The organism is Arthrobacter sp. 92 (assembly GCF_050260325.1).
GTDB lineage: Bacteria > Actinomycetota > Actinomycetes > Actinomycetales > Micrococcaceae > Arthrobacter.
Window position 1 is genome coordinate 1,278,592 of record NZ_CP189863.1, and the last position, 15,257, is coordinate 1,293,848.

The window sequence follows — 15,257 nt, forward strand, 5'->3', positions numbered from 1 at the left end:
ACGTCAAGGGGTCAGTTCAGGACGGCGATCGCGATGGCGAGGAAGTGCGCGGCGAAGGCCAGAACGGTAAACGCATGAAAGAGCTCGTGGAAGCCAAAGTGCTCGTAGCTGAAGTTTGGTTTCTTCAGGGCGTAAAAGACGGCCCCCGCGATGTAGAGCGCTCCGCCCACACATATCAGGACGGCGGCGGGAACGCTGGCGCTAAAGAAGTCCGGCAGGTAAAAGAGCGCTCCGCAGCCCAGCGCGATGTAGACGGGGACGTAAAGCCAGCGCGGAGCGTGGGTCCAGATGAGCCGGAAGAGGACACCGAGAATGGCGCCGGACCAGATCAGCCACAGCAGGATCTCCGCTTTGGGCCGTTCCAGCAGCGCCCAGGCCAGCGGCGTGTAGCTGCCGGCAATCACCAGCATGATGTTGGTGTGGTCAAGCCGTTTGAGGACGATTTTCACGCGGGGAGACCAGTTCCCGCGGTGGTATACGGCGCTGACGCCGAACAGCAGAACGCCCGTCAGGGCATAGATGGCTGAAGCGATCTTGAGGTCTGCCGTGGGTGCCAGAAACACCAGGACAAGACCCGCGGCGAACGCGAGGGGGGCTGTTACGGTGTGGATCCAGCCACGCCATTTGGGTTTGATCGTCAGGAGCTCAGCGATCCTGATGGCTGCCTCGTCCAGAGGGCCTGGTTGGCCGCCGTCGCCGGGCCTGAGGCCCCGTTGTGGAGTGTTGCGTCCCATGCCTCAAGAATAAACTACGAGCCAGTAAGTTACCGACCGGTAGCGCGGCGCCAGGCGTGCAGGGGCAGGCCCCTGCACTCGGGCCGCCGCTCCGACGGGTAGCCTAGGATTGCACTGCAGTCGCACATTAGGGAAGTCAGGTGAGTCTCCGGATGGAATGGCCCGGGTTCCTCTATGGCTTCTATGAGCGCAAGTTGCTGCGGTCGCTGGACAAGGACCGCATCCCCAAGCACATTGGCGTCATGGTGGACGGCAACCGCCGCTGGGCGAAGCAATTCAACGCTCCAACGAGCCAGGGCCACCAGGCGGGAGCGGACAAAATTCATGAGTTCCTGGGGTGGTGCCAGGAACTTGGCGTCAAGGTTGTCACGCTGTACATGCTCTCCACGGACAACATGAGCCGGTCGGGCGAGGAGCTCGATCTGCTGATGGGCATTATCGCCAATACGCTGGACCGGCTGGACGAGGATGCGGACATATCCGTCCACGCCATGGGCGCCCCGGAGTTGCTCCCGGACTACCTTGCGGACAGGCTCAATAAGCTCACCGCCCGCACCCCCGCTCAGGAGAAACTCCACGTCAACGTCGCCGTCGGGTATGGCGGCCGCCGCGAAATCGTCGATGCCGTGCGCGAACTGCTCCACGACGCCGTCGCCCGGGGCAGGGACATCAGCAAGCTGGCAGACGAGCTCACCGTCGACGACATCTCCAAGTTCCTCTACACGCGGGGACAACCGGACCCCGATCTGGTGATCCGGACCTCCGGGGAGCAGCGTCTCTCGGGCTTCCTCATGTGGCAAAGCGCCTATAGCGAGTTCTACTTCTGCGAGGCGCTCTGGCCGGCGTTCCGCAAGGTGGACTTCCTGCGCGCCCTCCGGGACTATGCCGGCCGGCAACGCCGCTTCGGGTCCTGAAGACCAAACCCCTCCGCCTCTGCCATGCGTGGGTCCCGTGCCCGTGCCCGCATCCCGTGCCGCATAACCGCAGGGCCCGCGGTTCACGCCGAATTCACACGGCGGCAACAAGAATCGCCGGAAAATGGTTGCGGAAACCATGCGGGAGGGATTTACGTTAACCCTATTAGCAGGCAAACCGCCGGCCAATCGGGGAGGCCAATACATGGAGCGAATTTTCGCACCGGATGTATGGGAGGCCGCGTCCGGCCTCCCGGCCGAGCCGCCTCACTAATAATCAATTCCGGGCACGCGCCCCGGGGCTGGAGTCGATGTGGCTATTTCTGAGCAACTGCCCAACGTCATTTCCGACCAGGGACAGAAAGCTACCTCTCGCGCCAAGCGAGCCACCTCAAAGACCGGTGCAGCACACGACGCTGCGGCCGGTCTTGCTGCATCCGGTGACCAAGCCGGACCTGAGGAGACCAAGTGGAGCTTCGTCATCGACACCTCTGTATTGATATCCGATCCCCGAGCGCTCTTACGCTTCGCCGAGCACGAGGTCATTGTGCCTATCGTGGTGATCACCGAGCTTGAGGCCAAGCGGCACGACCCCGAGCTGGGGTATTTTGCCCGTAAGGCCCTCAGGCTCCTTGACGACCTCCGGATCGAGCACGGCGGCCTGGACCATCCCATCCCGCTCGGCAGCGACGGGGGCACTCTCGTGGTGGAGATGAACCACATCTCCGCCGAAGTGCTCCCGGCCGGATTCCGCGGCGGAGACAACGACAGCCGCATTCTTGCCGTTGCCAAGAACCTCGCCAACGAAGGACGCAACGTCACGGTGGTGTCCAAGGACCTTCCCATGCGCGTGAAGGCCTCGGCCATGGGACTGCTGGCGGACGAATACCGGAATGAGCTGGTGAAGGACTCCGGCTGGACCGGGATCGCCGAGGTGGACGCGAGCGAAGAGGAGATTACCACTCTGTACGGCCACGAGCCGGTATTCCTCCCGGCGGCGGCCGAGCTGCCAGTCAACACCGGGCTGGTGCTGCTGTCCAACCGCGGCTCTGCCCTGGGCCGGGTGGGCGCGGACAAACACGTCCGCCTGGTGAAGGGCGACCGCGATGTCTTCGGACTGCACGGGCGTTCGGCGGAACAACGGCTCGCAATCGACATGCTGATGGACCCGGCCGTGGGCATCGTCTCCCTTGGCGGCCGCGCGGGCACCGGAAAGTCCGCCCTGGCCCTGTGTGCAGGGCTGGAAGCCGTGCTGGAACGCCGCGAACACCGCAAGGTCATCGTGTTCCGTCCCCTGTACGCCGTGGGCGGCCAGGAGCTCGGCTACCTGCCCGGTTCGGAGTCGGAGAAGATGAACCCTTGGGCCCAGGCTGTTTTTGACACCCTTGGCGCCTTGGTCAGCCAGGAGGTGGTTGAGGAGGTCATGGACCGGGGCATGCTCGAGGTCATGCCGCTCACCCACATCCGCGGGCGTTCCCTCCACGACGCTTTCGTGATCGTGGACGAAGCCCAGTCGTTGGAGAAGAACGTGCTGCTGACGGTGATGAGCCGGATCGGCCAGAACTCCAAGATCGTCCTGACCCACGACGTCGCCCAGCGCGATAATCTGCGCGTGGGCCGGCACGACGGCGTGGCGGCCGTCGTGGAGACGCTCAAGGGCCATCCTCTCTTCGGGCACATCACCCTGACCCGTTCCGAGCGCTCGCCCATCGCGGCGCTCGTGACTGATCTGCTGGAGGGGGCGGAAATCTAGGCCCGTCCCGGCAGGTGGCTGCCTCACCCCCCGAAGGAACATGTTCCGGCCCGGTTGCGCTCGGCTGCCGCTAGATGCCCAGGTACTGTGCGGTGGCCTCGTGGCCCTGCACCTGCAGGGCCCAGCCGGGGCGCTTGAAGGTGGCGGGGGTCAGGCGGACGTTTTGGACCTCCTGCGCCTTGCCGCCCCAGGACGCCCTGACGATTCCGTTGAGCTCGTAGCCGAGGGAACGCGAGACGCCGAGGGACTGCTGGTTCCAGACCGCGGCTTCGGAGGTCGCGAGCTCGGCGCCGAGGTAGTCGAATGCGTACAGCGCGACTGCGGCGCGCATCTCCTTGCCGAGACCGTTGCCCTGGGCGGACCGCCTGAGCCAGGACCCGGTGCTCACAGTGCGGAGGAGGGCGAAGTCGGCGGCGCCCACGTCCTGGCAACCGACGAAACCGCCGTCGTGCCAGATCCCCAGCAGCAGGGTCCAGTTCTCGGGTGACATTCCGGCCCTGCACCGCCAGTACCACCGGGCCATATTGGCTCCCAATTCCCCGGGGTGGGATTCGTTCCACGGGGTGCTGAAGGGGTTTCGGCCCGGCTCGGTGATGCCGGACAGGGCCGCGTCCACGGCGAAGGGGATATCTTCATCGCGTATGGGTCTCAACACCAGCCGGGGTGTGGTCAGGGTGAGCCCGAAGGGCGGCCAAATGGCGGATAGCTCAGTCATCCGGGAAGCATAGCGGGTGCCGTTTCGCCCATCCAGTCACACGGCCCCGGCACGCGGCCGCCCGACCCGGGGACATATCCACCACAGCTTCCCCCCGGTCGCGGACGGCGCACCGGGAAATCCAGTAGCATCCGAGTGTGATCCAACGACTTGGCGAACTCTGGGGAGCCGCCCCCCTCGCGTTCTGGCTGGTGCTGGCGGCCTGCGCCTATTTCACGCTTATCGCCGCGCAGCTGACCGTGATTGACGTCCGGCACCACCTGCTGCCGAACCGCATCGTCTTTCCGGCCTACGGCGTGGGTGGGGCGTTGTTGCTCGCGGCTGCGGCCGTCGTCGTCGTTTTCGGTGCGGATACTGCATCGGCCGACGGCGGCGCCCGGCTTTTCGGGATCCCGGGAGCCCGTATTGCGGCCGGGGGAGCGGTGTTGTGGCTGTTTTACTTCGTCTTGCGGATGGTTTATCCGCCCGGCATGGGATTCGGCGACGTCAAGCTGGCCGGAGTGCTGGGAATGTACCTCGGCTACCTGGGCTGGGGACACGTTTTTGCCGGAACCTTCGCAGCCTTCCTTTTCGGCGGACTCTGGAGCCTGCTGCTGCTGGCGGCACGGCGCGGAACCCTGAAATCGGACATTCCCTTCGGTCCCTTTATGCTGGCGGGCGCCGCGGCAGCGATGCTTCTGCTCCCGGCCGGATGAGGCAGGCCTGCCGGGCGCCCGGCTGAGCGTCGACCAGCCCGGTGCAGCCGGGGCACCGGCTGGCCTAGGCTGAAGGCATGGCTGCACCCGACTTCGTCCTCAAGCTCCGCGAAAAAATTGGACACGATCCGCTCTGGGTTCCGGCTGTGCGGGGAGTGGTGTTCAACGACGACGGTCATGTTCTGCTGGGCCAGCGTGCAGACAATGGCCGGTGGGCACTCATCTCCGGAATGCTGGAACCCGGCGAACACCCCGCTCCCGGCCTGGTGCGTGAGATCTTCGAGGAAACTGCCGTGGTGGCTGAAACCGAGCGCATCGTCTCGGTGGGCGTGGTGGGTCCGGTCACCTTTCCCAACGGGGATGTGTGCGACTTCCTGGACATCGTGTTCCGGTGCCGGCACATTTCCGGTGAAGCCCGGGTCAACGACGACGAATCGCTGGCCGTGGGCTGGTTTCCGCTGGAAGGGCTGCCGGAGCTCAGGCCAGGAGACCACGACTGCATCCGGCGGGCAGTGCAAGCGGATGAGTCGGCGCACTACGAGTCCTGAGGCCCACACGGTGGCTGAGCGCGAACGGACACTTGAGCCCCGCCTCTGAGCGCGAACGGACACTTGGGCGCCGCCTTCCAGCGCCCGGGCACAGCCTGCATTAACTGACTTAACGCCAGCGGCCGCCCGCCTTCGCCGGGAAGGTGGGCGGCCGCCGTCGTGCGTGCCGGAAAACTATGCCTTGTGGGGCGGGCGTGTCATGGACATCACGTCGAGGGCGGTGTCCAGCTGCTCTTCGGTCAGCTCGTCCCGCTCCAGGAAGCCCATGGCCACAACGGTCTCCCGGATGGTGAGGCCTTCCGCGACGGCTTTCTTGGCGATCTTGGCGGCATTCTCGTACCCGATGAACTTGTTCAGCGGGGTCACGATGGACGGCGAGGCCTCGGCGAGGAAGCGGGCGCGCTCGACGTTGGCGGTGATGCCGTCGATCATTTTATCGGCCATCACGCGGCTGGTGTTGGCCAGCAGGCGCACGGACTCGAGCAGGTTGGCGGCCATCACGGGGATGCCGACATTCAGTTCGAAGGCGCCGTTGGTTCCGGACCAGGCGATGGCGGTGTCGTTTCCGATAACCTGCGCGGACACCATGATGGAGGCTTCGCAGATGACCGGGTTGACCTTGCCGGGCATGATCGAGGACCCGGGCTGCAGGTCGGGGATCGCGATTTCGCCGAGGCCGGTGTTGGGGCCGGAACCCATCCAGCGAAGATCGTTGTTGATCTTCATGAAGGAGATCGCGATGTTACGCAGCTGGCTGGAGGCCTCGATGAGACCGTCGCGGTTGGCCTGGGCCTCGAAGTGGTCGCGGGCCTCCGTCAGCGGCAGGCCGGTGTCGGCCGCAAGCAACTCGATGACGCGCTCCGGGAAGCCTGCCGGCGTGTTGATGCCGGTGCCCACCGCGGTTCCGCCAAGGGGAACCTCGGCGACGCGGGGGAGCGAGGCATTGATGCGCTCGACGCCGTAGCGGACCTGCGCGGCGTAGCCGCCGAACTCCTGGCCCAGGGTTACGGGCGTGGCGTCCATCAGGTGCGTGCGGCCCGACTTGACGACGTCCTTGAACTCAACGGCCTTGCGCTCCAGGGAATCTGCCAGGTAGCCGAGGGCCGGGATGAGGTCGTTGATCAGCGCGGAAGTCGCGGCAACGTGGACCGATGTCGGGAAGACATCGTTGGAGGACTGCGAGGCGTTCACGTGGTCGTTCGGGTGGACCACTTTCTCGCTGCCGGCGGCTTTGAGTGCGCGGGTGGCGAGCTCTGCGATGACCTCGTTGGTGTTCATGTTCGAGGACGTGCCCGAGCCGGTCTGGAAAACGTCGATCGGGAAGTCGCCGTCGTACTTTCCGGTGGCAACCTCGTCGGCGGCATCAGCAATTGCCTGAGCGAGCTCGCCGTCGAGCACTCCCAGTTCTGCGTTCGCCTGGGCGGCGGCCTTCTTGACCCGGGCGAGGGCCTCGATGTGCGCGCGCTCCAGGGTTTTGCCTGAGATCGGGAAGTTTTCGACCGCACGCTGCGTCTGCGCACGGTACAGGGCGTTCACGGGGACGCGGACTTCGCCCATCGTGTCGTGTTCAATGCGGAACTCTTCGGTGTTCAACTCTTCTGTGGAAGTCATGGGGCTAGCTTATTGGGCGGAGGCGTTCCATCGAAAACCATGAAGGGCCTGCTGCCCGGCTGCTGCTGGAGCCTAGAGCTCGCCGATCCCGGAAACGAGGTCCGCCCGGCCATCGGCCAGGCTGTAGGCGAGCCCGATCACTGCCGCCTGCCCGCTGCCGACAGCCTCGGAAATCACCCGCGAGCTGTCCACGAGCCGCTGCGAGGTCTGTTTGACGTTTTCGACCACCATCTCGTTGACGTCGTGCTGGTTGTTGCGCAGCGAGGTCAGTACCGAGGGTGTGATGCGTTCCACGAGGCTGCGCATGAAGCCCACGGGCATCTGTCCGGTCTCCATCGCGTTCTTGGTGGCCGTGACCGCCCCGCAGCTGTCGTGTCCCAGGACGACGATCAGCGGCACCGAGAGAACGCTGACGCTGTATTCGAGCGAGCCGAGCACGGCGTCGTCGATCACATGGCCGGCGGTGCGGACGACGAAGGCGTCGCCCAGGCCCAGGTCGAAGATGATCTCGGCGGCCAGCCGTGAGTCGGAGCAGCCGAAGATGACGGCAAAGGGGTGCTGGTTCTCCACGAGCGAGGAACGGCGCGAGGCGTCCTGGTTGGGGTGGGAGGATTCGCCGGCAACGAAGCGTTCATTGCCTTCGCGAAGCCGGCGCCAGGCAAGAGCGGGAGTCAGATAGGTAGCCACGGCTTTTACCTTACGGTGAAGGTGTGGAAGAAGGTGAAATCGAGGCGGCCGGGTTACTTTGCAGGGATTTCACGACGGCGTCCGCGAGCGTGGTGAATTCGTCCAGTTGTGCGGACCCAGTCAGCACAACGGTGCTGCCCCGGTACACGAGCACCATGCTCTTTTCGCCCTTTCCGGTGTCCCGCAGCTCCCAGTCCATACCGCCGGCACTCCGGCGGCCAGTGACAGGGGCGTTGTGGGTCTGCTGGAGCAGCCACGTGGGATTTGACCGGACCGTCTGGACCAGGCCGATGAAGGATTCCTTTGGCGTGAGGTAGCCGACCTCCCACGTGGGCACTCCGCTGCCGGTGCCGGACTCCCAGCGGGCGTAGTTCGGGCGGAATGTGTCGCCCGTTACGGGCGCCACCGGTGTGAATCCCGCCACATCCGTGGCGTTCTGCGCCACGGCGCTGACATTGACGTTTGGCCGGTACCCGTCGGTCTTGGGGGACGGGTTCATCAGCACGATGGGCAGGAACGCGGCGATGCTCACCACCAGCGCAATGATCATCCCCATCACCGAGGCGTTGGCACGTTTCGCCGCAGCGGCGGGGATAACGGGCTTGACCGGAGCCGCGGCCGTGTCCCCGGGGGAGCCGGTCCCGGCTCCGAGGGTCTCTGGGGTGGACTTGTCCTGCGTTTCACTCACGCTTCTATAGTCGCGCATGTGAGCGCCGTTCTCACATTCGCCGGCTTTCGGACGTGAGGTCACAGCGTGTTCACGGGGTGGTCATCCCATGACCTTCGGATGCTCCCGCGACTATGATCAGTACCAGAGGAATCACCGCCACGGACTTTCCGGCCGTGCGGGTTCAATGATCGCCACTCGAAGAAGAGGTTCACGTGTCACCAGCGTCCATGACCCAGAAGTACTCCACGCTTTCCCCGTCGCTCGCAGTAGGGATCGACGAGCCGGACCGCAACCTTGCCCTTGAACTGGTGCGCGTCACCGAGGCCGCGGCCATCGCCGGCGGCCACTGGGTGGGCTTCGGAGACAAGAACAAGGCGGACGGCGCCGCCGTCGACGCCATGCGCTCCTTCCTCCAGACCGTTCACTTCAACGGCGTGGTGGTCATCGGCGAGGGCGAGAAGGACGAGGCCCCGATGCTCTTCAACGGGGAGCGTGTCGGCGACGGCACAGGTCCGGAGTGCGACGTCGCCGTCGACCCCATCGACGGAACCCGCCTGACGGCCCTTGGCATCAATAACGCCCTGGCCGTGCTGGCCGTGGCCGAACGCGGTTCGATGTTCGACCCCTCCGCTGTGTTCTACATGGAAAAGCTCGTCACCGGGCCCGAAGCTGCGGACATGGTGGACCTGCGTTTGCCGGTCAAGCAGAACCTGCACCTGATCGCCAAGGCGAAAGGCGTGAAGGTCAACCAGCTGAACGTGATGATCCTTGACCGCGACCGCCACCGCCCCCTCGTCGAGGAAATCCGCGAGGCCGGCGCCCGCACGAAGTTCATCATGGACGGCGACGTCGCCGGCGCCATTGCCGCGGCCCGTTCGGGAACCGGTGTTGACGCGCTCATGGGCATCGGCGGAACGCCCGAGGGCATCGTGGCCGCATGTGCCATCAAGTCCCTGGGCGGCGTGATCCAGGGCAGGCTGTGGCCCACGAGCGATGACGAGAAGCAGAAGGCGATCGACGCCGGCCACGACCTTGACCGGGTCCTCTCAACCAACGACCTCGTCTCCAGCGACAACTGCTACTTCGCTGCCACCGGAATCACCGACGGCGACCTGCTCAAGGGCGTGCGCTACTCGAAGGACAAGGTTCTGACCCAGTCCATCGTGATGCGCTCCAAGTCGGGCACCATCCGCTTCGTGGACGGCGAGCACCAGGCAAGCAAGTGGGAAGGCTACGCCCGCAAGAGCTAGCACGCGCAAGCCGTTCAGCGCGAACGGACACTTGAGGCCCTGAATCATGCGATTCGGGGCCTCAGCCGTTTCGGGATTGCCTTGCCTGGCGATGTGTCCTGTGCGGTTCAGCCGACGGCGTCTTCCGCCGGGGGCAGGCTGGTTGCGGCGGGGCTCTTTGCGGCGCGGGCCGTGATGGCCGCCCGGACCTTTTCGAGCACAAACGGTTTCTCGCCGTCGAGGTCCTCCTTGAAAACCCTGACTTCCCGCCAGCCCAGGCGTTCGGTGACGGCGCAGCGCCGGGCGTCCCTGTGCGCCTGGTCCGGGTCGGCGTGGTGGCCGCCGTCGTACTGCAGCGCGATCCGGTGCCGTGGGTAGGCGGCATCCGGCCACACCGCGGCTTGTCCCCAGGCGTTGGCAAGAACGTGGTTCAGTACGGGTTCGCCGAGGGCCGAACGGGCCAGCGTCAGTCGCATCCTCGTTTCCTGTGGGGAATCGGACCCTACCCGGATCTCAGGCATCGCCAGCCGCGCGGTTTTCATTCCGCGCAGACCAGGGTGGGCACCAACCATTTTTCGCAGCTCTTCAAGCGTGCATAGAGCAGTTCGGGGGTGCGGGAAGGTCCAATCGTGGGCGCAGACGAGGGAATCGCCAACTGCGATCAGTTCGTCGACGGATAGCGCTGCTGCCAGGTCGAGCCACGTCCTGGCAGGCGAGGTGACCCGGACGCCGTCGTGCATCACCACTTCTCCGGCAAGGAAGGTCATGCGGTGACCGACCACGTGTCAGTGCTGGTCGAAAAGTGAGCCGTTTCGTGGGGTGAAAACTGAGCCACGTTGACGAAATTATTCTGCCGTATTTTCCGGTCTTGTCGAGGGCAGGGACTCGATCTGGTGGTTCCTGAGCCGGTAACTGGAGCCCTTGAGGGTGACGACCTCAGCGTGGTGGACGATGCGGTCGATCATCGCGGAGGCGACGACCTGGTCCCCGAAGACATCGCCCCAGCGGGCGAAGCTCAGGTTTGAGGTCAGGATCAGCGAGGCATGTTCATAGCGTGAGGACACGAGCTGGAAGAACAGGTTCGCGGCGTCCTGTTCGAACGGGATATAGCCGACCTCGTCGACGATGATCAAACCGTAGCGCCGGAGCCGGATGAGTTCTGAGGGCAGACGGCCGGCCTGGTGCGCGCCCTGCAGCCGGGTCACCCATCCTGTTGCGGTGGCGAACAGGACGCGGTGGCCAAGCTGGGTGGCCCGCAGGCCGAGCGCGGTGGCCAGATGGGTTTTCCCGGTCCCTGGCGGTCCCAGGAGCACCACGTTGGAGGCCTCGGCCAGGAACGCGCCGGTCGCCAGGTGGGCGATCAGTTCCCGTTTCAGCCCGGGTTGGTGGTCGAAGTTGAAGTCCTCCAGTGACTTCCTGGCCGGGAATCCTGCAGCCCGGGCCCGGGTTTCCGCGCCGGAGGCTTCCCTGGCCGCAACTTCCCGGGAGAGCACGGCGGCCAGGTATTCCTCGTGGGACCAGCCGGCCTCGCGCGCCTGGTCGGCCAGGCGGGCCGCTGACTCGCGGATCCGCGGTGCCTTCATGGCCCGGGCGTAGTACTCGATCTGCCCGGAAATCTCCCTGTCCCCGGTCATGGGAGGACCTGCCCGTCTTCGAAGACCACACCGAACGCCCGGTCGTAGTCGGCCAGATCGCGGAGCTCGGCGTCCAGGCCGGATTCTTCCGGCGCCGCGGCGGCGTTCTGGAAGGCTGTCCGTTGCACCCTTGCCGCCTCGACGTGGGCCGGGTCGGTGATGGTCTGGCCCCTGCCCCAGGACCGCCGGTGAATCCCGGCGTCCCGTCCCTCGAAACTGATCCGCACCGTCTCCAGATCCGCATGGACCTCCACGAAACGTCCGATGGCCTGCGGGTTCACCGAGTAGTCGTTGGACGCGACCCGGACGTAGTAGTCCCGGGGCAGACGGACCCGGGAGGAGAATCCCGTCAGCGGTGGCACCGGCGGCAGCGCCAGCATCGCGGCCCGGTCGGCGCCGATCAGCTCCGCAGGACGTCCTCCGGTGTTCCGGACCAGCCGGCGGTTCGCCCCGGGCAGCCATCCACTGAGCTGGGCGTTGAAATCCTCCGGGGAGGCGAAGGTCCGGCCGGGCAGGAAGGAGGTTTCCAGGTAACCGTTGGCCCGCTCCACGATGCCTTTGCTCTCCGGATCATAGGGTTTGAGCTGCACGATCCTGGTCGCGAGGACCCCGGCGAACGCCGGGACGCCGGCCGCAAGCCGGCGGCCGCGGCCGATGCCCGTTTCGTTGTCCCAGACCAGCCGCCGCGGCACCGCGCCCAGGCCCTCCAGCAGTTCCCACATCCCCGCCAGCAGGTCCCCGGTAGTGCGGGATGGAATCATCCGGGCCATGATGAACCGCGAGTGTGAACAGACCATCACGAGCACGGGGAACACCCGCTCCCTGCCGGGCCCGCAGGGAATCCTTCCCTCCGGGAACACCAGGTCGCACTGGATCTGGTCTCCGGGCTCGTAACTGATCCGGTCGGCAGGATCCGCCGGTGCGTACTCGGGGCGGATCCGTGCCACGTTCTCCCGAAACCACGCCGGGGAACCGGACCAGCCCACCCGCTCGGCGATCACCGTCGCCGGCATCCTGGGATTGTCCTTCAACAGCGCCCGGATCTTCGGCTCGATGGCCCGGATCGCGGAGTCCCCGGCCGCCCGCTCATACTTCGGCGGACTCCCGGACGCCACCGCCTTCGCGATGGTATTCCGCGAGACACCCAGCCGAGCCGCTATCGACCTCATCGATTCACCCTCGGCCAGATGCAACCGCCGTATCAGTGCCCAATCTTCCACTGTGATCACCCATCCAATCGTTCGGACCGGGTGGCTCAGTTTTCAACCGTCAGAATGGCTCACTTTTCGACCGTCACCGACACCACGTTTCCCCGCCGGGGCTTACTTCCCGCACGACCGCGCGCAACGTGAATCCGCCAATCCTCCTGCGCCCAGGCCGGAAGTCCCAGCTTCCAAATCCGCGCACCCGAATGATGCGTCAGGACCGACTCGTTGTCCAGGTCCGTGTAGGCCCGCAGGATCGCCGCGGTGCTGGCGGCCCCGTCCAGGGGGACTCGGATACTGCGGGAGGGAATGACGACGTCGGAAGCGCGCTGCCGTCTTCGGGACACGCTGAAGGCCTTGGCGGCGCAGGAAGTGAACGAGCCGGCGAGCAGTTCCTTCGGAAGTGGACTTCTGGGCATGCTCCAGTCTGCAACGCACCCAAGAGGCCCGGGACGTTATCCACAGGTGAATTGCTCCGGCAAGCGCGAGCGGACAGTTGAGCACCCCTGGGTGGGGCTGAAGTGTCCGTTCGCGCTGAGGTGGTGGGGCTGAAGTGTCCGTTCGCGCTGAGGGGGTGGGGCTGGAGTGTCCGTTCGCGCTGAGGGGGTGAGGGGAAAGGGGCTTCAGGAGCGGAGGGTCCTGAGCTTTTCCCTCGCTTTGCGGGCCACCTGGTAGGCGCCGTACCGCAGCCTGTTGACCGGCAGGTCCCACGTTCCCGGGTAGGCGATTCCGCGGCCGCCAAAGGATTTCTTGAACGCTGTGAACCCGGCCCATTTGTGATCCGGCTGATCCTCGGGGGCCACGCCCCACAGGTCCACGAACTTCAGGCCCCTTTCCTTGGCGTCGGCCATGAGGGTCACCACAAGAGGGATTCCCGCGCTGAGCTTCCGGTGGGCATCGTCCAAGGCAGCGTGCGCATAGGTCCGGGTGTCGGCAGAGTCGTACACCAGGGCTGCGGCGATCGGGCCCCCATGGCGCTCGGCGATGAAGAGGGTGGCCGCGCCGGCGGGCATCAGGGAGCGGGCAACCTGGGTGAGGTATTCATCGCTCTGCGGTTTGAAGCCGCTCCGTCTGGCCGTCATGTGCAGGAAGTTCAGCAGGATACGGATGTCTTGCGGGTCCTGGGATGACCGGAAGGTCACATCCTTTTTGTGAATGTTCCGGTACAGGTTGCGGTTGACCGGCTTCATGGCCGCGAGGACGTCCTTGAAGTCCTGGTCCAAGTCCACGATCCAGCTCAGTTCCGGCTGCTGGCTTGTTGGGGCGGGACGCAAACCGCGGCTTCGCAGCAAGGAATCGGCCTCCGCCGTTTCGAATCCGGCGCTCACCGGCTCGATCCGGACAAACGCGGCCCCGCACTTTCGTGCCAGTGCCGACAGAGCCGCCAGAGCGGCGTCGAACGCCTGCAGGGACTCGGCCACCGGACCGTAGGGGGCGTAAAGGACCTTGCCGGCGGGATTCTTTTCCTCAATGGCCAGGAAATGCCAGCCCGGCCCCGATTCCTCGTGCACGGTGCGCCCCAAGGAACGCTGGAACTGGCCCCACTGGGGGGTCTGCAGGAAGTACTCCACGGTCCTAGGCCTCCACGGCGGTGGTTACGGCAAAGGCCAGGGCGGGTTCCGCCGCGCCTGACACCGGATGGACGTTGACCGGTGCCTCCGCGGCAGGCAGGAACGCACTGGCACCGCGGTCCAGCTGAAGGTCGCCCCGCGGCGAATCCAGCAGCACGGAGCCGGACACCACCAGGATGAGCGCTGCCCCGGACTGCGTGACGGGCACAGGTTCAGACCCTGGCTGCAGCTCGATCCGCTGCAGCTGGAACTCCCGGAACGGCGGACGGTAGAGCTCCTGGCCCAGAACGGAGGTTTCGGCCCGGAGCATCGGCACTCCCACCGACTCGAAGGCGATGGTCTGCAGCAACTCAGGCACGTCCACGAATTTCGGCGTCAGGCCGCCACGGAGCACGTTGTCGGAGGAAGCCATCACCTCAATCCCCAGTCCGTGCAGGTAGGCGTGGACGTTGCCGGCCGGAAGGTAGACAGCCTCGCCAGGGGCGAGTGAAATCCGGTTCAGGAGCAGCGAAATCAGGATCCCTGGATCCCCGGGGTAGTGGCCGTGCAGGCTCACCACCGTGGCGAGTTCGGTCTGATACTGACCCACGGGCAGACCGGCATTGATCACCGCCACGAGCTCGCGTACCGCGTGCGATACGGCGTGGCCGCCGCCGATGAGGCGGGTGAACGCCGCTTTTAGGGCATCTTGCTCCACAGGCCCCGACAGGTCACGGATCACATCCAGGAACACCGGCGGAACCTCGCCGGAGATCTCCGCCATGGACGCGGCGAGGTGCTCAAAGAGCGCGCGCGAAGCCGCCGCGGGCCGGAAACCGCAGAGGGCCTCGAAGGGCGTCAGCGCAAAGATCATTTCGGGCTTGTGGTTGTCGTCCTTGTAGTTCCGCTCCGCCGCGGACCGGTCGATGCCGGCGGCCTCCTCGCGTGCGTAGCCGGCACGCGCCTGCTCCAGCGTGGGGTGCACCTGCAGGGACAAGGGACTCTCGGCTGCCAGCACCTTGAGCAGGAACGGCAGGCGCGGCCCGAACACTTCCACGCTGGGGGAGCCCAAATGGTGCTCGGGGTCGGATGCGATCAGGGCATCGAGCGGGAGCTGGCCGCCGTCTGGAATGGACGCCAGTGACGGTGAATCCGGATGGGCGCCGATCCACAGTTCGGCTTCAGGGCCGCCGGATGCGGGCCTGCCGAGAAGCTCCGCGATAGCGGTGGTGGACCCCCAGGCATAAGGCCTGAGGACATTCTGGATTTCGTACACGCCGGGTGTCCTTGTCTCGTTGCTGCAGCCTAGTGC

At 65.7% G+C, this 15,257-nt stretch carries 16 protein-coding genes; 5 read left to right on the forward strand and 11 right to left on the reverse strand.

What is annotated here, in order from left to right:
* Positions 1-11: 11 nt before the first annotated feature.
* Positions 12-653, reverse strand: a complete 642-nt coding sequence (trhA, locus tag ACP4XC_RS05890; protein WP_427175028.1) for a PAQR family membrane homeostasis protein TrhA — start codon at positions 651-653, stop codon at positions 12-14.
* Positions 654-886: 233 nt separating this feature from the next.
* Between trhA and ACP4XC_RS05895 the strand changes: the two genes are divergently transcribed.
* Complete coding sequence (locus ACP4XC_RS05895; protein ID WP_427175029.1) at positions 887-1,648, forward strand: isoprenyl transferase; 762 nt, start codon at positions 887-889, stop codon at positions 1,646-1,648.
* 313 nt (positions 1,649-1,961) lie between these two features.
* Positions 1,962-3,401 carry a PhoH family protein gene (locus tag ACP4XC_RS05900; RefSeq protein WP_427173923.1) on the forward strand — a complete coding sequence of 480 codons (1,440 nt, stop codon included), beginning with the start codon at positions 1,962-1,964 and terminating at the stop codon, positions 3,399-3,401.
* Between the two features lie 70 nt (positions 3,402-3,471).
* Here ACP4XC_RS05900 and ACP4XC_RS05905 read toward each other — a convergent pair whose 3' ends face one another.
* Positions 3,472-4,116, reverse strand: a complete 645-nt coding sequence (locus ACP4XC_RS05905; RefSeq protein WP_427173924.1) for a GNAT family N-acetyltransferase — start codon at positions 4,114-4,116, stop codon at positions 3,472-3,474.
* 137 nt (positions 4,117-4,253) lie between these two features.
* On the opposite strand from ACP4XC_RS05905, the gene ACP4XC_RS05910 reads away from it, so the two are divergent.
* On the forward strand, positions 4,254-4,811 hold the full coding sequence (locus ACP4XC_RS05910) for a prepilin peptidase (RefSeq protein ID WP_427173925.1): 558 nt from the start codon (positions 4,254-4,256) through the stop codon (positions 4,809-4,811).
* A 77-nt stretch (positions 4,812-4,888) separates the two neighbouring features.
* Entirely contained in the window at positions 4,889-5,359 is a 471-nt protein-coding gene (locus tag ACP4XC_RS05915) for an NUDIX hydrolase (protein WP_427173926.1), read from the forward strand.
* A gap of 174 nt (positions 5,360-5,533) precedes the next feature.
* Here the strand turns inward: ACP4XC_RS05915 and ACP4XC_RS05920 are convergent, their stop codons facing one another.
* The 3 genes from ACP4XC_RS05920 to ACP4XC_RS05930 form a co-directional block, all read right to left on the reverse strand.
* Positions 5,534-6,970, reverse strand: coding sequence for a class II fumarate hydratase (locus ACP4XC_RS05920; RefSeq protein ID WP_427173928.1), 1,437 nt, complete (start codon positions 6,968-6,970; stop codon positions 5,534-5,536).
* Positions 6,971-7,042: 72 nt separating this feature from the next.
* A complete protein-coding gene (locus tag ACP4XC_RS05925) occupies positions 7,043-7,657 on the reverse strand; it encodes a carbonic anhydrase (RefSeq protein ID WP_427173929.1) in 615 nt (204 codons plus the stop codon).
* 10 nt (positions 7,658-7,667) lie between these two features.
* Positions 7,668-8,363: a DUF4245 domain-containing protein gene (locus ACP4XC_RS05930; RefSeq protein WP_427173930.1), complete on the reverse strand. Its 696-nt coding sequence runs from the start codon at positions 8,361-8,363 to the stop codon at positions 7,668-7,670.
* Between the two features lie 191 nt (positions 8,364-8,554).
* Between ACP4XC_RS05930 and glpX the strand changes: the two genes are divergently transcribed.
* Positions 8,555-9,577 carry a class II fructose-bisphosphatase gene (gene glpX, locus ACP4XC_RS05935; protein WP_427175030.1) on the forward strand — a complete coding sequence of 341 codons (1,023 nt, stop codon included), beginning with the start codon at positions 8,555-8,557 and terminating at the stop codon, positions 9,575-9,577.
* 107 nt (positions 9,578-9,684) lie between these two features.
* Here the strand turns inward: glpX and ACP4XC_RS05940 are convergent, their stop codons facing one another.
* The 6 genes from ACP4XC_RS05940 to manA form a co-directional block, all read right to left on the reverse strand.
* Positions 9,685-10,323 (reverse strand): endonuclease domain-containing protein, encoded by a 639-nt coding sequence (locus ACP4XC_RS05940; RefSeq protein WP_427173931.1) that lies wholly within the window; start codon positions 10,321-10,323, stop codon positions 9,685-9,687.
* Positions 10,324-10,401: 78 nt separating this feature from the next.
* The gene (gene istB / locus ACP4XC_RS05945; protein WP_427173932.1) at positions 10,402-11,190 is read right to left on the reverse strand and encodes an IS21-like element helper ATPase IstB; all 789 of its coding nucleotides are present in this window, start codon (positions 11,188-11,190) and stop codon (positions 10,402-10,404) included.
* Entirely contained in the window at positions 11,187-12,419 is a 1,233-nt protein-coding gene (gene istA / locus ACP4XC_RS05950; protein WP_427170600.1) for an IS21 family transposase, read from the reverse strand. Before istA ends, istB begins: the two co-directional genes overlap by 4 nt.
* Positions 12,420-12,469: 50 nt before the next feature.
* Positions 12,470-12,814 carry a hypothetical protein gene (locus ACP4XC_RS05955; protein WP_427173933.1) on the reverse strand — a complete coding sequence of 115 codons (345 nt, stop codon included), beginning with the start codon at positions 12,812-12,814 and terminating at the stop codon, positions 12,470-12,472.
* A 204-nt stretch (positions 12,815-13,018) separates the two neighbouring features.
* Entirely contained in the window at positions 13,019-13,966 is a 948-nt protein-coding gene (locus ACP4XC_RS05960; RefSeq protein WP_427173935.1) for a lipid II:glycine glycyltransferase FemX, read from the reverse strand.
* A gap of 4 nt (positions 13,967-13,970) precedes the next feature.
* Positions 13,971-15,221: a mannose-6-phosphate isomerase, class I gene (gene manA, locus ACP4XC_RS05965; protein ID WP_427173936.1), complete on the reverse strand. Its 1,251-nt coding sequence runs from the start codon at positions 15,219-15,221 to the stop codon at positions 13,971-13,973.
* Positions 15,222-15,257: the final 36 nt, after the last annotated feature.